The 19,409-nt window shown below is 63.2% G+C and carries 15 protein-coding genes; 10 read left to right on the forward strand and 5 right to left on the reverse strand.

Going from position 1 to position 19,409, the window contains the following annotated elements:
* Nucleotides 1-107: 107 nt before the first annotated feature.
* Together CMV30_RS07470 and CMV30_RS07475 are read left to right on the forward strand one after the other, a co-directional pair.
* On the forward strand, nt 108-1,496 hold the full coding sequence (locus CMV30_RS07470; RefSeq protein WP_096055431.1) for a glucoamylase family protein: 1,389 nt from the start codon (nt 108-110) through the stop codon (nt 1,494-1,496).
* A gap of 91 nt (nt 1,497-1,587) precedes the next feature.
* On the forward strand, nt 1,588-2,343 hold the full coding sequence (locus CMV30_RS07475; RefSeq protein ID WP_096055432.1) for a response regulator: 756 nt from the start codon (nt 1,588-1,590) through the stop codon (nt 2,341-2,343).
* 79 nt (nt 2,344-2,422) lie between these two features.
* Here the strand turns inward: CMV30_RS07475 and CMV30_RS07480 are convergent, their stop codons facing one another.
* The gene (locus CMV30_RS07480; RefSeq protein ID WP_096055433.1) at nt 2,423-3,502 is read right to left on the reverse strand and encodes a hypothetical protein; all 1,080 of its coding nucleotides are present in this window, start codon (nt 3,500-3,502) and stop codon (nt 2,423-2,425) included.
* A 206-nt stretch (nt 3,503-3,708) separates the two neighbouring features.
* Nucleotides 3,709-4,485: a substrate-binding periplasmic protein gene (locus CMV30_RS07485; protein WP_175414775.1), complete on the reverse strand. Its 777-nt coding sequence runs from the start codon at nt 4,483-4,485 to the stop codon at nt 3,709-3,711.
* Between the two features lie 156 nt (nt 4,486-4,641).
* On the opposite strand from CMV30_RS07485, the gene CMV30_RS07490 reads away from it, so the two are divergent.
* The gene (locus CMV30_RS07490) at nt 4,642-7,140 is read left to right on the forward strand and encodes a transporter substrate-binding domain-containing protein (protein WP_096055435.1); all 2,499 of its coding nucleotides are present in this window, start codon (nt 4,642-4,644) and stop codon (nt 7,138-7,140) included.
* Nucleotides 7,141-7,313: 173 nt separating this feature from the next.
* Here CMV30_RS07490 and tgt read toward each other — a convergent pair whose 3' ends face one another.
* Nucleotides 7,314-8,465, reverse strand: coding sequence for a tRNA guanosine(34) transglycosylase Tgt (gene tgt / locus CMV30_RS07495; protein ID WP_096055436.1), 1,152 nt, complete (start codon nt 8,463-8,465; stop codon nt 7,314-7,316).
* A 222-nt stretch (nt 8,466-8,687) separates the two neighbouring features.
* On the opposite strand from tgt, the gene CMV30_RS07500 reads away from it, so the two are divergent.
* The 5 genes from CMV30_RS07500 (at nt 8,688) to CMV30_RS07520 (ending at nt 11,289) form a co-directional block, all read left to right on the forward strand.
* Complete coding sequence (locus tag CMV30_RS07500) at nt 8,688-9,254, forward strand: anthranilate synthase component II (RefSeq protein WP_096055437.1); 567 nt, start codon at nt 8,688-8,690, stop codon at nt 9,252-9,254.
* Between the two features lie 125 nt (nt 9,255-9,379).
* Nucleotides 9,380-9,841, forward strand: coding sequence for a transcriptional regulator NrdR (gene nrdR, locus CMV30_RS07505; RefSeq protein ID WP_096055438.1), 462 nt, complete (start codon nt 9,380-9,382; stop codon nt 9,839-9,841).
* Nucleotides 9,842-9,928: 87 nt separating this feature from the next.
* The gene (locus CMV30_RS07510; RefSeq protein ID WP_138223189.1) at nt 9,929-10,294 is read left to right on the forward strand and encodes a hypothetical protein; all 366 of its coding nucleotides are present in this window, start codon (nt 9,929-9,931) and stop codon (nt 10,292-10,294) included.
* Between the two features lie 26 nt (nt 10,295-10,320).
* Nucleotides 10,321-10,827: a hypothetical protein gene (locus CMV30_RS07515; RefSeq protein WP_096057672.1), complete on the forward strand. Its 507-nt coding sequence runs from the start codon at nt 10,321-10,323 to the stop codon at nt 10,825-10,827.
* 120 nt (nt 10,828-10,947) lie between these two features.
* Nucleotides 10,948-11,289 (forward strand): histidine triad nucleotide-binding protein, encoded by a 342-nt coding sequence (locus CMV30_RS07520; RefSeq protein WP_096055440.1) that lies wholly within the window; start codon nt 10,948-10,950, stop codon nt 11,287-11,289.
* 63 nt (nt 11,290-11,352) lie between these two features.
* Here CMV30_RS07520 and CMV30_RS07525 read toward each other — a convergent pair whose 3' ends face one another.
* Nucleotides 11,353-13,899 (reverse strand): hypothetical protein, encoded by a 2,547-nt coding sequence (locus CMV30_RS07525; protein ID WP_217494475.1) that lies wholly within the window; start codon nt 13,897-13,899, stop codon nt 11,353-11,355.
* Nucleotides 13,900-14,107: 208 nt separating this feature from the next.
* Entirely contained in the window at nt 14,108-15,190 is a 1,083-nt protein-coding gene (locus CMV30_RS07535; RefSeq protein ID WP_096057673.1) for a LacI family DNA-binding transcriptional regulator, read from the reverse strand.
* 110 nt (nt 15,191-15,300) lie between these two features.
* Here CMV30_RS07535 and CMV30_RS07540 point away from each other — a divergent pair, with 110 nt between their 5' ends.
* Nucleotides 15,301-17,427, forward strand: a complete 2,127-nt coding sequence (locus CMV30_RS07540; protein WP_096055443.1) for a glycoside hydrolase family 52 protein — start codon at nt 15,301-15,303, stop codon at nt 17,425-17,427.
* A 225-nt stretch (nt 17,428-17,652) separates the two neighbouring features.
* The gene (locus CMV30_RS20045; RefSeq protein WP_217494476.1) at nt 17,653-19,350 is read left to right on the forward strand and encodes an MFS transporter; all 1,698 of its coding nucleotides are present in this window, start codon (nt 17,653-17,655) and stop codon (nt 19,348-19,350) included.
* The last annotated feature ends 59 nt before the right edge of the window (nt 19,351-19,409 follow it).

The raw sequence follows: 19,409 nt of genomic DNA on the forward strand, positions 1-19,409 counted from the left end.
CTGCAAGTTTTCACCCCGTAGTTCGTTTGTTCCTACGAGGACAGGACTTCACCTCATTTTGACCAAACTTCTTCAGTTTCCGCCGCGCCCCGGTCGATAAATTATCTATGGCAAACGCGCGCTCCAGACATCTGAAAAAGCCGCGCCCGGGCCGCAAACTCCGCACCGCCCGGCTCCTCATCGCCAAGTTCGCCGCCTGCCTCGCCCTCGTCGCCGCACCCGCGCCACGCGCCCCGCTTTCCCCCATCCCCGCGCCCATCGAAGCTCTCTCCGTCGCCGACGAAGCTTTCCTCGACGATCTCCAACTCCGCGCCCTCCGCTACTTCGAGGAACACTCCGACCCCGTCACCGGCCTCACCCGTGACCGCGCCCCAATCGATGGCTCCGGCAGCACCGCACCCGCCAGCATCGCCGCCACCGGCTTCGCCCTCACCACCTGGTGCATCGCCGCCGACCGCAACTGGCTCCCCCGCCACGAAGCCATCGCCCGCACCCGCCACGCCCTCCGCTTCATCCACGACCACGTCGACCACGAACGCGGCTGGCTCTACCACTTCGTCAACATCACCACCGGCAAACGCGCGTGGAACTGCGAAGCCTCCACCATCGACACCGCCCTCTTCCTCAAAGGCGCCCTCCTCGCCCGCGAATACCTCCGCGACCCCGAAGTCACCGACCTCGTCAACGCGCTCTACGCCCGCATCGACTGGCGCTGGGCCCTCAACAACGGCCCCACCCTCACCCACGGCTGGCGCCCCGAGACCGGCTTCATCCCCCATCGCTGGGACAGCTACAGCGAACTCCTCGGCCTCTACCTCCTCGGCATCGGCGCCCCCGCCCAAGCCCTCCCCGCCGATTCCTGGAACGCCTGGCACCGCGGCCCCGTCGTCACCTACGGCTCCCGCACCTTCATCAACTATCCGCCCCTCTTCGCCCACCAATACGCCCACGCATGGTTCGACTTCCGCGGCAAACGCGACCGCTACGCCGACTACTGGAAAAACTCCGTCGATGCCACCCTCGCCCAACGCGACTGGTGCGCCGACCTAGCCGGCAAATTCAACCACTGGTCCCGAACCCTCTGGGGCCTCACCGCCTCCGACAGCGCCCGCGGCTACATGGATTGGGGCGGCCCCACCGGCGGCTCCGAACGTCTCGACGGCACCCTCGTCCCCTGCGCCCCCGGCGGCTCCCTCCCCTTCGCCCCCCGCGAATGCCTCGACACCCTCCGCACCATGCGCGCCACCGGCGGCGACAAAGTCTGGGGCCGCTACGGATTCGCCGACGCCTTCAACCCCCACACTGGCTGGGTCTCCCCCGACGTCATCGCGATCGACGTCGGCATCACCCTTCTCATGGCCGAAAACCTCCGCAGCGAATTCGTCTGGCGCCACTTCATGCGCGCCCCCGAAGCCCGCCGCGCCCTCGCCCTCGCCGGCTTCCAAAACACCCACGACTTCCCCGCCTCCTCCCTCGCCCTCACCACCCGCAAATAATCCTACCCTTGGAGGGACGACCTCCGTGTCGTCCTTTCAGACCAACCACCCAAAAGTCGTCGGCCACATGTGATTGGTCACAACCCCGCCTGTGCCCTTCGTCATTAGTCATTCGGCCTTCAACCTTCAGATTTCTCCACGCGAATTCCCCTCAACCCTCGCCTCCACCGCGTCGATACACACCCCACCTTCCGCCCCGCCGCTGCCAGGCCCTCTCCCCCGCCCGGCCATCCAATCCCCGCTCGCGCCCTCCCGCATGAAACAAGTCCTCTACGTCGAAGACAGCGCCACCTCCCAGCTCCTCATGCGCAAATACCTCCAGTCCGCCTGCGAGCTCACCATCACCCCCTCTCCCCGCGCCGGCCTCGCCCTCGCCCAGGAACGCACCTTCGACCTCGTCGTCACCGACTACCTCTTCCCCGACGGCGACGCCCTCGACCTCATCACCCGCCTCCGCCTGCACAAAGACAACACCCAGCTGCCCATCGTCGTCGTCAGCAGCTGCATGGATGCCACCCTCCTCAACCGCGTCCTCAAAGCCGGCGCCAACGACGGCATGGCCAAGCCCCTCCCCACCGTCGAATTCCGCGCCATGATCGAGCGCATGTTGACCGAGGCCTACATCCGCACCCCCGAAAAATCCATCACCAGCGTCACCTGCTTCCAATGGTCCGCCCACGGCGAATTCCACGAATTCTGCCCCGAGCTCGCCGTCCACCTCTCCAGCACCGACCGCGACGACGTGAACCGCCGCATGACCTCCGCCATCCGCGACCAGCTCACCCAAGGCGCCCGCCTCGGCTTCACCACGCACGAAAAAACCATCACCCACATCGTCCAAACCTGACCCCGCTCGCACGCGATCCCCCACCGCGTGGGCGCAGCCTCTACGCGGCGCGGCGCCTCCGCCCTCCCCTCCCCCTTCACTACTTCTTCACCGGCTCCGCAGACTTGGCCGCTCTCTCCGTCGCAGGCTTCTCCGCATCGATATACTCCTCCACCTCCGCCTCGCCGATCTTCACCGACCCGCTCCGCGAAATTTTCCGCGACAATAAAATCCCCCCGTCCGTCTCCTTCCCGATCAAGTCCGCCCCCGCCGCAATCAACGGCCTCACCGACTCCGTCAGCGACACCCCCGCCGAGTTCACCGACATCTTCGTCCGCCACAAAAGCACCGGCTTGCTCGCCGCCACCGACGCATACTCGAACGCCGAGATGACCACATAGTACAGCCCGCCAAACGATTCCTCCACCAACCGCTGCGTCTTCCCATCGCGCTCCACGAACCGGTGAAACGGACTCATCAACCCCGTCACCTCCATGCTCGACATACCGATCGCATCCGCCGAGCTCGTCGCCGCATCATTCGCCCGCCGGAATGCCGACTCGTCGTTCAGCACCGCGTTTAGCTCCAGCGCGAATTTCATCCCGCCCACCAGCGCCGCCCGATCGATCAAAATCTTGCGCTTCTGCACATCCCCCAACACCCGCAACATCAGATCACTCGCATCGCCATCCGTCGGCGCAGTCGTCGCCTCCATCCCGCTCTCGTTCACATAAGCCGGGCTCTCATGCGTTCCCCAATGATACACAATCACCAGCGCAGGAGCCGGCCCGCCCTCCCCTGACTCCCGATAATTTCTCTTCGCGAGGGCGCGCATCACCAGCTGCCGCACAGCCTCCGCAGACGGCGGCTTCACCGTCGCCGAAATGTCTCCGCTCTCCCGCATTCCGCCCCCTTCGATGACGCAATACACCGGAGCCTCCGGCGTTGGCGCCACCAGCTTCCGGCCCTCAACCGTCATCTCCGTCAGCACATTGAAATCCAAAACCGGCTCCCGCTGAAACGACTTCGGCGTCAGCCTGAAAACGAAACGCCCGCTCTCCTCGTTCTCGCCCTTCACCGGCACCGCCGCAGTCGCGGGCTTCGCCGGAACGACGACGCCAGGCTCCACCGCAACCAACGACAACACGCTGAGCAAAAACCAAACGGGAAGAAACTTCATGGAGGTAAAACGACAGGCTGGGGTTGAGACAAACTAAGCGCGAATAGACAAAATCCGCAGCCTCGTTGTCGATGCCAGCCGCTTCAGACTGTTCAATACCCGCTCGCCATCTCGTCAGTTACAACGAGCTCTTCCCGCTCAATCCCCTCCTTCACCGTCATCCGCCTTCGTCAGCCTCTCACCGCGTGGGCAACGTCTCTACGTGGTCACTCCCAATCCGGCAGCCCGTACCGCTTCAAAATCGTCGTCAGCTCCCCGCTCTTGCGCAACCGCACCAGCCCCTCGTCAAAAATCCGTGCGTACTTTTCCCCGGCCGCCGTCTTTGCGAACGCCATATAGATCGCCTCGCCCGCCTGCAGGTAAGCCACCCGATAGTCCGCCGGCGATCCCCCCTCGCTGCGCACCGTCCAGATAAACACCGCCAGCGTCTCCGCCATCACATCGATCTTACCCTTGTTCAGCTGCGCTATTCCATCGGTCAGCGGCGTATCCCCCTGGAAATAAACCACCTTCCCCGAACGGTTGCTTTTCAAAAACGCATCGAACGAATCCCAATAACTGTACCCCGAAATCACGCCCAGCCTCACCGCATTGAGCGACTGGAGATTCTCATACTTCCACGGATTGTCCTTCTTCACGAACAGCGCCACCCGCGGCATCCCCGCCGATTGCTTCGGCCGCAACAACCCCTCCGCCTCCGTCGGATTCGCCCCGATCACCGCATCCACCTCCGCCTTCCGCGCCGACGCCAGCGCGTCCTTCCACGGCATCAACTGATAATCCACTTTCACCCCCGCCGGCTCGAAAATCAGCCGCGCCAGCTCCACCACATACCCCGGCCGCTCCGCCGATGGCTCCCCGTTGAACGGCATCCACGCGTCCGCCCGTATCCTCAAAACCGATTCCTCGGCCGCCCCCGCCGGAGCCAGCCACAACGCAAACGCGCACAACAAAGAAACAACCAGCCGCAGGGTCTTGTTCATATTCAAAATAGTTCGGGGGAAAAATCCGTGAACCTTTCTCATCGGCTCACCCCGCTCCGGCCTAAAGTTCGCTTTACTCGTTGCCGATGAATCTGTGGCGGGTAACTTCACCCAACCCCAGCCCCCCACGACGTGCCATCCTTCTGGTCACCTCACGTGCGACGCCTTTTCCACGCAGGCATCGTCGCCACCCTCCTGCTCACCACGCCCCGCGCCTCCGCCGACGCCTCCCCGGCCACGCCTCCGCCCCGCCTTCCCGATTTCACCCTCGGTATGGCCGCGCGACAGCCCCTACGCGTCGGCAGTACCTCCGACAGCTTCCCCTACGGCTACCTCGGCGCCGACGGCAAATGGACCGGCTTCTCCGCCGACATCTTCGACGCCCTCGCCCGCGAGATGCGCCTCACCTTCCAACGCGAAGGCATGCCCGGCCGCGAACTCATCGACCGCTTCCGCCAGGGCGAATTCGACCTCCTCCAATCCCTCAGCCAGACCGCCGACCGCGAAGCCTACACCGCCTTCTCCGTCCCCTTCCTCACCCTCAAAGGCGCCGTTTTCGTCCGCAAAAACGGCCCCGTCCGCACCCTCGCCGACCTCCACGACCAGCCTTTCGCCGTCATCGGCGTCGGCAGCATCGCCGAAAAATTTATCCGCGATAAAAATCTCCGCGTTAAACCCATCTACGTCGGCTCCTCCGACGAAGCCCTCCGCCTCATCGAACAAGGCCGCTGCTCCGCCGCCTTCGTCTCCCACCTCACCGCTCTCTCCGTCATCGACCGCGCCGGACTGAAAAACGTCGAAATGCTCGGTGAAACCATCGAAGGCTACGACATCCGCCACTGCATCGCCGTCCATAAAGGCGACGCCCAGCTCCTCGCCCGTCTCAACGAGGGCCTCGCCATCCTGAATCGGACCGGCGAATACGAACGCATCTACCGCAAGTGGTTCAACCGCGTTGACCCGCGATTCTTCACCCGCGAGCAAGTCATCCGCTACGTCCTCGCCACCCTCACCCTCGCCCTCCTCGCCACCCTCTGGGGCCTCCTCCGCCAGCGCACCCTCCGCAAACGCATCGCCGGCCAGGCCGCCGAACTCGCCGAAAAAGAATCCCTCCTCAGCGCCCTCTATAAAAACATCCCCACCGGCATGTGCGTCCTCGAGACGCGCCCCGAAGGCCGTTTCGTCCTCTCCCTCAACCCCCAGGCCGAGCTCACCCTCGGCCTCCCCGCCCCCTCCACGACAGGCCGCCCCCTCAGCGAACTCGCCCTCCCGCCCGCCCTCGCCGCCCTCCTCGCGAAAATTCTCCAGCGCCCCGCCATCGTCGGTGAAATCCTCCGCGAAGAATTCCGCCTCGGCGAAACCCGCCAGCACCTCCTCGTCACCCTCGTCCCCCTCGCTCCGAGCTCCCAGGGCTTCCCCCGCCTCTGCGTCCTCACCGAAGACATCACCCGCCGCCGTCAGCTCGACGAAGAGATCGCCCAGTCCCGCCGCCTCCGCGCCATCGGCGAACTCGTCGGCGGCATCGCTCACGAATTCAACAACCTCCTCACCCCCGCCATGCTCAAGATCGGCGAGATCCAGGCCGACTGGACCGCCGACACCCGCCTTCAAACCGAGATCGGCCTCATCCAGCGCGTCGTCATCCGCTCCTCCGAACTCACCCACCGCCTCCTCGCCTTCGGCCGCAAATCCAGCGCCCACCTCGAAACCGCCAGCCTCGCCACCCTCGCCGCCAGCTGCCTCGAACTCCTCCGCCAGACCATCGACCGCCGCATCGTCCTCGAATCCTCGATACCGCCCGCCCTCCCCCCGCTCCAGATCAACGCCACCGATCTCCACCAGGCCCTTCTCAACCTCCTGCTCAACGCCCGCGACACCCTCACCGACAAACTCGCCCTCCGCCCCGACGGCTGGACTCCCCGCATCCAGATCCTCGTCACCCCGCTCCCGCCCGAAGCCCTCGACGCCCCCGCCGGCCACACCCGGCCCACTCTCGGCTGGCAGCGCCTCACCCTCCGCGACAACGGCCAGGGCATGGCCCCCGACGTCCGCGAACGCATCTTCGAACCCTTCTTCACCACCAAAGGCGTCGGCCACGGCTCCGGCCTCGGCCTCGCCACCGTCTGGCACACCGTCACCGAAAGCGGCGGCCACATCACTGTCGAATCCATCCCCGGCGAAGGCACCGCCTTCCACCTCGTCCTCCCCGTCAACCCCGCGCCTTCACCCGCCTCACCCATCGCCAAAGAAACACCATCCGCCCCCACGTCTCCACGCCGCATCTTCATCGCCGAAGACGAAGAACTCATCGCCCAGACCCTCGTCACCATCCTCCGCCGCGCCGGCCACCACGTGGATCACGCCCCCGACGGCTCCCTCGCCTGGGAACGTATCCAGGATAAACTGCCAGACCACGACCTCCTCATCTTCGACATCAACATGCCCGGCCTCGACGGCATCGAACTCTCCCGCCGCGTCCGCGCCTCCACTCGCTACACCGGGAAAATCCTCATCATCAGCGGCCGCCTCAGCCCCGCTGAAAAAGACGCCCTCACCGAGATCGGCGTGGACGCCATGCTCCCCAAACCCTTCACGATGGATCAATTCCGCACCACCGTGAACACCCTCTGCGCCACAGCCCCCGTCTCCGCGTAAACACGCCCACCCGTAGCCGCGTCACTTAAGACGCGGTCCGAGTATTCCCCGTAGGGACGACCTCCGTGTCGTCCATTCCGCTCATTCGTCCCCCGCGCCTCTTCGCTTCCGACCTTAGCGCCTTCGCGTCTTTGCGATTCAACTAAACGACCGCCCGCTTTCAGCCCTGCCGCTCACTTCCCGCCCGCCAGCCGCTCCGCTGCCCCCGCCTCGTAACGCGCAATCCACGCGCGATGCCACGCACCAAAATCCCCCGCCTCGATATGCGCCCGCGCCTGCGCCGTCAGCTCGATGAAAAACTGGAGATTGTGAATCGTCAGCAACGTCGCGCTCAGCATCTCTCCCGCGACCGTCAGATGCCGCAAATAAGCCCGTGAAAACCGCGACGTATAATTCGTCACGCCTTCCGCAATCGGCCGCGGATCGGTCCGGTACTTCTCGTTCCGCAAATTCATCGGCCCGTCCGGCGTGAACACCAACCCGTTGCGCGCCACGCGGCTCGGCAGCACGCAATCGAACATATCAACCCCCAGCGCGATCATCTTCAAAATCTGCGGCGGCGTCCCCAGCCCCATCGTATAGCGCGGCTTGTCCGCCGGCATGAACGGCGTCGTCGCCCCGACTTGCTTGATCATCTCCGGCTCCGGCTCGCCCACGCTCACCCCGCCCACCGCGTATCCAGGAAGGTCCAACGACGCCAGCGACTCCGCCGCCTCGCGCCGCAGATCATCGAACGTTGAGCCCTGCGCGATTGCGAACACATGATGCCCGCCCGCCAGAAACCCGTTGTCCGTGGCGATCTCCTTGCACTGCTTCGCCCACCGAAAACTCCGCTCCACCGCCCGCGCGCACTCATCCCGCGTGCAAGGCCACGGCGGACACTCATCCAAAACCATCGCAATATCGCTCCCCAGATTCGCCTGGATCGTCATCACTTCCTTCGGCCCGAGAAACAACTTCGCCCCGTCCAGATGCGACTGAAACGCCACGCCGTCCTCCCGGATGTCGCGCAACTTCGCCAAAGAAAAAACCTGAAACCCCCCGCTGTCCGTGAGGATCGGCCCTTCCCACCCCATGAACGCGTGCAACCCGCCCAGCTCCTTCACCAGCTCACTCGTCGGCCGCAGATTCAGATGGTACGTATTCCCCAGAATAATCTGCGCCCCGATCTCCTGGATGTGCTGAGGCGTGATCGCCTTCACCGTCCCCTGCGTCCCGACCGGCATGAAAATCGGTGTCTCCACCACCCCATGACGCGTCTGCAAACGCCCCCGGCGCGCCGCCGTGACTGAATCGGTTTTCAACAACTGGAAATGCTCAGGCATAAAACGCCGCCCACCCTCGACACCCGCCCCGCCTCTGGCAACTCCGCAACGGCTCATCCCGTCCCCGCCAGCTTGTCCATCCTCTCTCCAATCCTGTTAACCCCGTTAATCCTGTCTCCATTCTGACCACACTGCCCGCCATCACTGTACCGCCCGCCGACCTCCCCTCCTGCCCACCCCCACACTTGACCCCCCGGCCATTCCACCGGTTATTAACCCACCGTGCTCCTCGTCATCGATAACTACGACTCCTTCACCTACAACCTCGTCCAATACTACGGACAGCTTGGCGTCGAACAGCGCATCTTCCGCAACAACGAGATCACCCCCGCCGAAGCCCTCGCCCTCAACCCCGACCGCGTCCTCCTCTCCCCCGGTCCCTGCTCGCCCGCCGAAGCCGGCGTCACCCTAGACATCATCAAAGCCTTCGCCGGCAAAAAACCCATCTTCGGCGTCTGCCTCGGCCACCAATCCATCGGCCACTACTTCGGCGGCAAAGTCGTCCGCGCCGACCGCCTCATGCACGGCAAGACCTCCCCGATCCATCACAAGAACACCGACGTCTTCGAAGGCATGCCGCAGGATTTCCCCGCCACCCGCTACCACTCCCTCCTCGTCGAGCGCGCCAGCTTTCCCGCCGCGCTCGAAATCACCGCCGAAACTGCCGAAGGCGAGATCATGGGTCTGCGCCACAAAGAGCTCCCCATCTGGGGCGTCCAATTCCACCCCGAGTCCATCGCCACCGAAGGCGGCATGAAGATCCTGGAAAACTTCCTGAAACTAAACTGAGCCCCAGCCGCTCAGATGGAATGACCGCCCGTCATTCACCTCCTCGCCCGCGTCTTCTCATCTCCCGCGCCGGCTCGTTTCCTCATTCTGCATTCTTAATTCCTAATTCATAATTTCCCGTCCCCATGCGCTGCCCCAAATGCACCTCCATCGAGGACAAAGTCATCGACTCCCGCATCAGCAAAGAGGGCTCCTCCATCCGCCGCCGCCGCGAATGCCTCGAGTGCAGCTACCGCTTCACCACGACCGAATCCGTCGTCCGTGACGGCCTTGTTGTCATCAAACGCGACGGCCTCCGCGAAGAGTTCGACCGCGAAAAACTCGTCCACTCCATCCGCGCCGCCCTTCACAAACGCCCGGTCGACGCCGAGCAGATCACCATGCTCGTCGAAGACGTGATCGACCAGGTGGAGTCGAAGTACGAAAGCGAAATCCCGACCCAGGCCATCGGCGACGCCATCATGCAAGGCCTCAAAAAAATCGACCAAGTCGCCTACGTCCGCTTCGCCAGCATCTACAAAGAATTCCGCGACGTCTCCGAATTCATGACCGAGATCAACGCCCTCGAAAAACCGAAGCAGAAGTAAACGCTCACGAAAGTAATGCGCCCCCAAAGACTGCGCCTCCCTCTGCTCATTCTGGCTATACTAGCGCTATCCAGCTGTGCGGCACCCATGGCGGAACGCACTTCAGTAGTTGATGCCTACGCGAGACCAGAAAAAGGCGGCCTCATGATGGAGGTTATTCATCCCATTTCGCTCAAGGGAACTTTACTGTTTTTCTCTCCCATCAAACGACAAGCCGTCGACCAAATGACGGGCAAGCACTGGCGACTACTGTTACGAGACAGACAACTCGTTGATCTTTTCAAGCAGGCCGAAGTTAAGCGCAGATTTGATGAACACGTCCGCAGTGGGATCGATCCGTTGATGTTCTCCGACGTTTCTTTCGCAGCGAATCTTCGTCTTTCCGACCTGGCCGCTCCCCCCGCTGAAATTGAACCTTCGGGCCGGTCCATGATTCCCAGTTCAAATAAGTGATCATCGAGGTCGCTCTCCCAAAAGACATGCCTTCCCCCGCCCGCGACGACCTCCGCCGCCTCCACTTCATCAACAGCCTCTTCGCCTCCGTCACCGGCCAGGACCTCTACCTCGCGAACCAGATCAAAGAAGCCATCGCCTTCAGCCTCACCGAACTCGAAACCCAAACCGCCGAGCACCCCGAGTTCGCCGCGAAATACGACGCCGCCTTCACCGCCGCCGCCGCCCGCCTCCTCGGCCAATTCTTCGGCACCCAGCCCAATCACGGCTTCTATCACTGGGACGCCGCCTCTTCCCAAATCTCCGCAACGCCGCTCTTCGCACGCGACGAACTCATGCGCGGCCTCAAACACCTCGCGCCGTTTCCCCAGTCCACACTCCTCGTCACCAATCTTCGCCCCGCTCTACTTCCTCCCGATCGACGCGAAACACCGAAACGACTTCGCGAATACGAAGACACCCTCGCCTTCCTCCGCGACCTCGCCGCCGCCCGCACCACCCCCAGCGCCAACCTCAATCTCCTATTCCTCTAACGTCACGCGCCCACCTCTCCCCGCGCCCACAACCGCTATCCCGCCGTCCTTCGCTCCGACCTTTGCGTCTTCGCGTCTTTGCGCTTCAAAATCAAACCACCGCCAACCTGAATCTCCAACATGTCGAAAACGCTCTTCCAAAAAATCATCGACCGCGAAATCCCCGCCAAGATCGAACACGAGGACGACCGCTGCATCGTCATCCACGACATCCAGCCCCAAGCCCCCGTCCACCTCCTCATCATTCCCAAAAAATTGATCCCCCGCGTCGGCGAATCCACGCCCTCCGACGAAGCCCAGCTCGGCCACCTCCTCGTCACCGCCGGCGTCGTCGCGAAAAAACTCAATCTCCCCCGCGGCTTCCGTCTTGTGATCAACAACGGCCCAGACGCGTGCGAAACCGTCCCGCATCTTCACGTCCACCTCCTCGCCCAACGCCAGCTCACCTGGCCCCCAGGTTGAGTGATGCTGCCTGGCGCGCCGGGTGTTTCCAGCCAGCGCCAGCCCCCCTCCGTTCGCACGCCGTCAGTTCGTAATCCGGATATTCACCGGATAATACGCACCCGACCACTCGGTCGAATCCCAGCGTGCCGCCGAGTTATCGTAGAGAGGATGGCTCTTCGCTCCGTTGGCCGCCGTGGCCAGCACGAAGAGCTCATACTCGCCGTTCGCAAACGTTCGCGTGTCGACTTCAAAGGCATGCCTCACCAGCGGCGCCGGTCCGTCACGCTGCGTCGTGAGAACAGCAATACGCTTTGAAGTCCCGACGCCGCCGCCCTTGGGCCTCATAAAAAGTTCTACGGACCGGATCCCCGCGGTCCCGCCCGAACTCCACAACTCCGCGCTTCGCGCCGGAGTCACCATGAGATCCGGCGCCCAGCCCGCCCAGGGATCGCCACCGGCGATGACTTCGATGCGCGTCGTGCCCGAAATCGCATGAATGACTTCAGGCGCTTCGATCGCCGCGCTCGCCGCACTGATTTCCACGTTGCCGATGAACGCGAGGCGCGCCGGCGGCCCCAGCTGCGGCAGCTCCGCATGCATCGGGAAGTGATGGATCGCCGCCGGTGGTGTGTACGCTGGCGCGCTGCCCGGCGGATAAAAAATCTCCAAGTGCACATTCGAGATGCCGATGTTGTCGGCGAAAAATTGCACCGTGTTGTCGCCCACGCGCAGCGGCGAAACCCCGTCTTGCACGATGTCGCCGAGCTTTATCCGCGCCGTGTCCGGACTCCCGCCCCAGTCCAGCAGTGCCGGATCCCCGGGTGTGCTATTGTTCACCCGAGCCGGCAGCGGATAGCTCACACCATTCACCAAAACATGATCGCCCGCTCTCAGACTGAACGGAGAGAAATCTCCCTGTTGATACGTGCAGACGAGCCAGGCCTCCGCCGTGGCATTGGCCGCGACGGGCCGCGAATCATCCGGAATGCGCACCGTGAATGTCGGAAACGTAGAAGACCACCGATTCGATTTTTGATAATCATCGCCCGCGATCTGCGTGACGTAGTTATGCACCACGCGCGGATCGACGACCGGCCCGTCGAAACCGAAATTGTCCCAGTGCAGAAGGAAGTAAGGGTTGTTATCCTTCGTCGTGTTATAGCCGATCGAGGACCATAAAAACTCGTACGCTCCCGGCCGCACCGTCGCTCCGCCAAACGACTGGTTGATCACGCGCTTCCCGTCGATGAACACTTCGACACCATCCGTCCCTAATCGCACGTCAAACGCCCGGCGCACATTCGGGATCACCTGCACGCCCGCCGCTTCCATGTCCACCGACGCCACTTTGTGCGAAGCACCGTCATCCCCGATCAAATGAACGCTGAAAATCTGCCCCTGACTGCGCATGCGCACCACACCGGCGGGCAATCCCTTCACGCCATCCTCATCGAAGAAGTCGGCATGCCCCGTGAGATCGCGCGCGATCGGATTGAGATCCAGATACCACACCGAGCGCGGACTCATCGGGCTGTCCATGTCGAACACGATCCGGCGCCTCACGCCCGTCTCCAGCAGGATGGGCTTCCGGAAGCGCTGCGCCGTCTGTGATTTGTCGCCCACATGCGGTCCGCTCGTCTGCGTGCCGTTGAGCGTGTGCGCATGAAACTGCGAATTGATGAAAAACAAATTGTACCGCGGATCCGTCGACGTGGAGTGCGCGTTGTTCCAAAGCTTCTCATCGGCCGGCCCCTCGGGAAGATTGAAGTCGTCGAAGTAAGTCATCGCCGCCCGCAATGCCGTCACCCGCGTTTCATCGCCTCCGGCAAACGTCATTTCCGTCGGCAGACTCGTCACCTCGCCCAGCGCGTTCAACCGCTCCACCCGCACATGATACGTCGCCTGATTGGCAAGCGGCTGCAACTGCACGCGGCGACTCGGCGTCACCAGCGTCCTCGCCACTTCCTCGCCGGGGACCATCGCCCGGCCGCACGCGCCATGGCAGCCGCCACACGCGCCCATGCTGACCATCGCCGCAGGCGACGCGCCATCCGGCCACCACGTCACACGAAAACCCGCATCCGAACGACCATCGGCACCCACCGACCAAAACTGTCCCCACGGACTATCCGCATTGTAGTCCATTTCCAACGTCGCCACGCGATCATCGCGCAACACCCGCACCACCGGAGCCGTCCCCAACGCCAGCGGCCCCGCGCTCGGGCTCGTGATAATCCACCGGGAAAAACGCCGCAACTCACCGCCGGGTGCTGGATCGCGAAACTGCGCCAGCCCTCCCGACACGCCCACCACTCCCGTCCCCATAAACGCATTTCCTCCGGTGCTCGTCGCCACCGTCGTCCACGTTTTCAAATCCGAGGAAACCTGCCACGCCACCACCGCATCTGTTCCTGCGCGCGGCGCAGGCAGCGTCGCCGTCAGCGCCGTCGCGCCCGCGTTTCGTTGCACACCGGTCAGCGACGAAATCACGCCATCGTTTGCCGCCGGATTTCGATCCAGATAATACTCCCACAGCGTCGGCACGCAGTCGCCATCTTCATCCGCCAGCGGCGCCGCTGACGGCGTCCCCGCCTTGACCCGGCACCACTCGGCATACGATGCCGCCATCAGATTTCCTCCAAGAGAAACAACCGGCAGCAGAACAACCGCCACCCGCAACGGACGCGCAACGTCCCGACACCAGGATGATAGCCTCATGCGCGCATGGAAACTCCCCTACCCAACCGGTTCCGCGCACAATCCGTGCATCCGCGCTCTTTGCGTTTTATTTACCGGGCAAGACGCCTGCGACTCCCACCGGCAATATCCAGGCCGATCACGCTTTCAGAGTCGGACAACTCTTCCCGTCAAACCACGTCCCCTCCACATACGTCGTCGTCGGGATCTCCGGCACGCCGTACTTATTGTGTTGCAGCTGGCCAGCGAGAATCTCCACCGCCAGCCCGCCCACCGTCGCGTGATTCTGCCGCACGCCCGCCGTCGCGCCGCTCGTGTCATCGAGAAACACATCCACGAACGCCACATCCCGCGGCACCTTGATCCCCAGCTCCGCCATCGCCGGCTGCACGAACGACGCCTTGCTCACGATCACCTCCGGCTTGTGCTTCTTGAACCATTTTTGAAACGCCGCCGCCGGCACCGTCACATCCGCCTGACTCTCCCCCATCCACGCCTCGACCGGCTCTGCATCGGGAAATAAAAACATCGGCACCCGCTCGCTCTCCGCGAGATTCACCTGCTCGCACAAAAACCCCGCCGTCCACAGATGGTCCACGCTGTGATCCCAACCGCGATGCATCACGAATCCGATCTTCCGATACCCCAGCGCCATCAACCGCTGCATCGCCAGCCGGATGATATCGCACTGGTTGTTCGTCACGTTGTGCAACCGCGGCTCATGCGGAAAATAGTCGATCTTCACCGCGCTGAACCGCTCCCAGTCGAAATGCAGCTGCACGTCGATCTCGCGCACGTGCGACGCGATGATCAGCCCGTTGATCCCGCGCGAATAGAGAATCCCGCTCAACCGCCCGTGCGTCAGCCCCGGCTCGCGCATCCAGAAGTGCTCGAGGTGATAACCCAGCTCCTCCGCCTTCGCCAAAGCCCCCGCATAAAAATCCGGATGCGCCGTCACCTTCTTCCACCCCAGCCGGCTCGTCCAATTCGTCACATACGCCAGCGTCGGGGGATTCCTCCGCGTCATGATCCGCCCGCGATAAGCGACCAGCGCCTTCAGCAGCGGATCCGGCGCATAACCCATCTTCTCCGCCAGCGCTTTGATCCGAGCCCGCGTCTCCTCCGGCAGACGCGGATTATTCCTCAACGCCAGCGACACCGTCGTCACATGCACGCCCGCTTCCTTCGCGACATCGAGCAACGTGACACGTCGTTTGTTCATGCCTGCCCGGATGCCCCCGCGCACCACCTGCCTCAAGTCTAAAGTTAGCGCCCGCCTCCGCGTTGCTCTGTGTTCGCCCGCCGATTGCATCCAGTTTCCCGCTAAACCCCATGCCTTCCGCGCCGTCGTCTGCCCCCTTGGAAAGTTATCACACGCAGCATTCGCCTTTCGGCGCATTCGCCAGCTTCACACTCGGGCTCGTCGATTCCCCCGGCGGTTTCGGCCACGCCCTTCGCGGCCCCGCCCAACAAAATCTCTACATCGGCTTCCGCCCTTCCACGAAGTCGGACTGGAATCTCCTCCCTTACTTCACGCCTCCCAAATCCAACGAGGTCGCCTTCGTCGGCGAACTCGCCGTCCCGCAGGCCCCCAAAAACTACCGCTCCCTCCGCCCCGGCGATTACGACCGCCAGCTCGGCTGGGCCAGCGACACCTGGCGCGCCGGGGATGATCGCTTCACCTTTTCTCTCCTCACGCCGTTCTCCCGCGTCCCCGATCCCGCGAAACTTACCGCAGCCGACGCCCGCCTCCATCTCGCCCCGCTCGTCTCCGGTTTCATCGAGTACGACAACCGCCAGGGGAAAACCCCCGCCGAGCTCATCTTCGGCCTCGGCGAACCCGATCGCGGTCTGCATCCGCTTTCCGACGACGCCAGCCCGCTCGCCGGCTTTGCCTGCGGCACCGAGTACGCCTACGCCACCAAACCCGGCCGCGGCATCGAGCTCCGCCAGGGCTTCGACGTCTTCTCTCCCAAGTTCCGCGACTACCGCGGTCTCCTCGTCATCGGCGGAGAAACCGCCCTCGTTTTCACCGTCCCCGCCGGACAGAAAAAACGCTTCCCCCTCGTTCTCGCCTTCTACAACGCCGGCCAGATCACCACCGGCCTTCCCGCCAGCTACGCCTACACCCGGCACTTCTCCGGCCTGCCCGACGTACTCGCTCACGGCCTGAAAAATCACGCCCGCTACGCGAAAATCGCCCGCGACCGCGACGCCGAACTCACCCGCAGCCGCCTCAACGTCGACCAGCAGTTCCTCCTCGCGCAGTCCACCCACAGCTACTTCGGCAACACCCAGCTTCTCTGGCATCGCGGCAAACCCCTCTGGGTCGTCAACGAGGGCGAATACCGCATGATGAACACCTTCGACCTCACCGTGGATCACGTGTTCTTCGAACTCGAATGGCTCCCTTGGGCCGTCCGCGACACCCTCGATCTTTTCGTCCGCCGCTACGGCTACACCGACCGTATCCGCACCGCGGATCGCCTCGCCCCCGGTGGTCTCGCCTTCACCCACGACATGGGCGTGATGAACCACTTCACCCCGCCCGGCCGCTCCAGCTACGAGTGCGACGACGTCGAAGGCTGCTTCAGCCACATGACGATGGAGCAACTCCTCAACTGGATTCTCACCGCTGTCACCTACGCCGAAAAAACCGGCGACCGCCCCTGGCTGGTCCGCAAAAAAAAGATCCTCCTCGCTTGCGCCGAAAGCCTCCGCCGTCGCGATCACCCCGATCCGAAAAAACGCGACGGCATCCTCAAGCACGACTCCTCCCGCACGGGCACCCACGGCTGGGAAATCACCACTTACGACAGCCTCGACGTCTCCCTCGGCCAGGCCCGCAACAACCTCTACCTCGCCGTCAAAACCCTCGGCGCCTGGGTCCTCCTCGAAAACGCCTTCGCCCGCCTCGGCCTCAAAAAAGAGTCCACCTCTGCCCGCGCCACGTCCGACCTGCTCGCCCGCTCGATCACTCAAAAATTCGACCCCGCCACCGGCTTCTTCCCCGCCGTTTTCGAAAAAGGAAACCAGTCCCGCATTATCCCGCTTATCGAGGGCCTCGTTTACCCGCTGTATCTGGGTTACCGCGACGCTATCGATCCCGCCGGCCGCTTCGCCCCGCTCTTCGACCAATTTCGCCAGCACCTAGCTCAAGTCTTCAAACGAGGCATCTGCCTCGATGAAACTTCCGGCGGCTGGAAAATGAGCAGCACCAGCCGCAACACCTGGTTCAGCAAGATCGCCATCTCCCAGCACGTCATCCGCCAGCTCTTCCCCGAGACGCTCTCGCCCGAAGCCCTCGCCGCCGACCGCGTCCACGCCGACTGGCAGCGCCGCCCCGGCTGCGGCGCCTTCGCCATGTGCGACCAGATCCTCAGCGACACCGGCGTTGTCTGCGGCTCCCGCTACTACCCCCGCGGCGTCACCGCCTGGCTCTGGCTCCTCGAAAAATAGTTCTCCCCGATCTCGCGCCCAAGAAGCGCCGCCGTTCCCACCCGCTTCCGCTTTCGCATTCCCTCAAATACCACTCCCCGAACAGAACCTCTCGGGCTCCGAGATTCCTCGCTAGCTCCCCGCGCGCTCCAGATTTCGCCTCCTTCCGAAATCCTGTTCATCCTCTTAATCCTGTCCAAAATTTCCGCCTCCGTTTCCTTTTCTGTTACGCCTTAGTCACGCCCCATGACCCCAGCCCCAGCATCCTCCGGCAAACTCTCCGTCACCGAAAAAGTCGGCTACAGCGCCGCCGACGCCGCCGCGAACTTCGTCTTCATGACGATGATTCTCTTCCAGCTGAATTTCTACACCGACGTCTTCGGCCTCAGCGCCAGCGCCGCCGCCGCCATTCTGCTCTGGCCGCGCCTGTGGGACGCCCTCTTCGATCCGATCATGGGCGTCCTCGCCGACCGCACCAACACCCGCTGGGGAAAATTCCGCCCTTGGATCTTGTGGACCTCCGTACCGTGGGCCGTGTGTATGGTTCTCGCGTATACGACGCCCGAAGGCTGGAGCACCGCCGCGATGGTCGCCTACGCCGGCATCACGAACACCATCCTGATGACGCTCTACTCGATGAACAACATGCCGTACTCCGCCCTCGGCGGCGTCATGACGGCCGACCTCAACGAACGCACTAAACTCAATTCCTACCGCTTCGTCGCCGTGAACATCGCCCAGTTCATCGTTGGCGGCCTCACCCTCCCGCTCGTCCACCGCTTCTCCGAAGGCGCCACCCGCCAGCACGGCTGGCAGGTCACGATGACGATCTGGGCCGTCCTCTGTTTCGTCCTCTTCCTCGTCACCTTCTTCACGACCAAGGAGCGCGTTGAAACTTCGCCCATACAAAGCAACGCACTTCCAGCTCCCGAAACTCCTCAAAAATCCAAGTTTTTCCCTGCTTGCTTGTTAATGGGCTGCGCCACGGGAGTAGTTCTGATCTACACTCATGATCTCATACACTGGGAGCTTCTTAAAAGAATCGTTGTGGGCGCCCTGGCAGGAGCATTTCTCACGACACTTTGGTCGATTCTTCCTTTCTCGGTAAGACAGGACTTTCGAGATCTTAAGAAAAACGCTCCGTGGATCGCCCTCGTCGCCTTCACCGTTTTCAACTTCGCCATGTTGGCCTTCCGCGGCGGCGCTCACTATAATTACTACCATCACTTCGCCGACAAAGCCGCCATGTTCGACTTCGTCGAAAAACTCGGCCTTACCACGCCCTCGCTCGAAAAAGCCGACACCATCCTCGACTACTGGCTCGGCTACATCGTCCACGGCACACGCGAAACCGCCGCCACCTCCAACGTCGCCGATGTCTTCAACAGCATCGTCAACATGACCGGCACTGCCGTCACCATCCTCGTCATCATCCTCTCCGCCGGCTTCTCGAAACGCTTCGGCAAAAAAGCCGTCATCGGCTGGGGCTTCGCCCTCTCCGCACTCAACGCCTTCGCCATGTACCTCCTCGCGCCGACCGACACCCTCGGCATGTGGTTCCTCGCCGTCACCGGCTCGATCGTCTACGCGCCGACCATCGCCGTCGCCTGGGCCATGTACGCCGACGCCGCCGACTACTCCGAATGGCAGACCGGCCGCCGCTTCACCGGCATCGTTTTTGCCACTATTGGCTTCTCGCTCAAAGCCGGCCTCGCACTCGGCTCCGCCGCTTTCCTCTGGCTCATGGCCGGTATCTGGGAGTACGATACCAAATTGGCATCCGCCACCAACGCCCTCGCCGGCTACCGCGCCACCAGCAGCATCATCGTCGGCCTCCTCTTCATCGGCGGCGCGATCTCCATCGCCGCCTGCAAACTCAACAAAGCCCGCACCCTCCAGATGGCCGACGAACTCGCCGCCCGCCGCGCGAAAGCCGCCGCCTGATTTCCTTCGTAGGGCTCGCGCTTGCGCGATGCCACTCACCACCGCCCGCGTTCCTGCTT

It is taken from the genome of Nibricoccus aquaticus (genome assembly GCF_002310495.1).
Lineage (GTDB): Bacteria > Verrucomicrobiota > Verrucomicrobiia > Opitutales > Opitutaceae > Nibricoccus > Nibricoccus aquaticus.

Excerpts from the sequence above, each read along its gene's own strand:
- CMV30_RS07470 (WP_096055431.1), top strand. The coding sequence starts at position 108 with ATGGCAAACGCGCGCTCCAGACATCTGAAAAAGCCGCGCCCGGGCCGC.
- CMV30_RS07480 (WP_096055433.1), bottom strand. The coding sequence starts at position 3,502 with ATGAAGTTTCTTCCCGTTTGGTTTTTGCTCAGCGTGTTGTCGTTGGTT.
- CMV30_RS07485 (WP_175414775.1), bottom strand. The coding sequence starts at position 4,485 with ATGAACAAGACCCTGCGGCTGGTTGTTTCTTTGTTGTGCGCGTTTGCG.
- tgt (WP_096055436.1), bottom strand. The coding sequence starts at position 8,465 with ATGCCTGAGCATTTCCAGTTGTTGAAAACCGATTCAGTCACGGCGGCG.
- nrdR (WP_096055438.1), top strand. The coding sequence starts at position 9,380 with ATGCGCTGCCCCAAATGCACCTCCATCGAGGACAAAGTCATCGACTCC.
- CMV30_RS07510 (WP_138223189.1), top strand. The coding sequence starts at position 9,929 with ATGGCGGAACGCACTTCAGTAGTTGATGCCTACGCGAGACCAGAAAAA.
- CMV30_RS07515 (WP_096057672.1), top strand. The coding sequence starts at position 10,321 with ATGCCTTCCCCCGCCCGCGACGACCTCCGCCGCCTCCACTTCATCAAC.
- CMV30_RS07520 (WP_096055440.1), top strand. The coding sequence starts at position 10,948 with ATGTCGAAAACGCTCTTCCAAAAAATCATCGACCGCGAAATCCCCGCC.
- CMV30_RS07525 (WP_217494475.1), bottom strand. The coding sequence starts at position 13,899 with ATGGCGGCATCGTATGCCGAGTGGTGCCGGGTCAAGGCGGGGACGCCG.
- CMV30_RS07535 (WP_096057673.1), bottom strand. The coding sequence starts at position 15,190 with ATGAACAAACGACGTGTCACGTTGCTCGATGTCGCGAAGGAAGCGGGC.
- CMV30_RS07540 (WP_096055443.1), top strand. The coding sequence starts at position 15,301 with ATGCCTTCCGCGCCGTCGTCTGCCCCCTTGGAAAGTTATCACACGCAG.
- CMV30_RS20045 (WP_217494476.1), top strand. The coding sequence starts at position 17,653 with ATGACCCCAGCCCCAGCATCCTCCGGCAAACTCTCCGTCACCGAAAAA.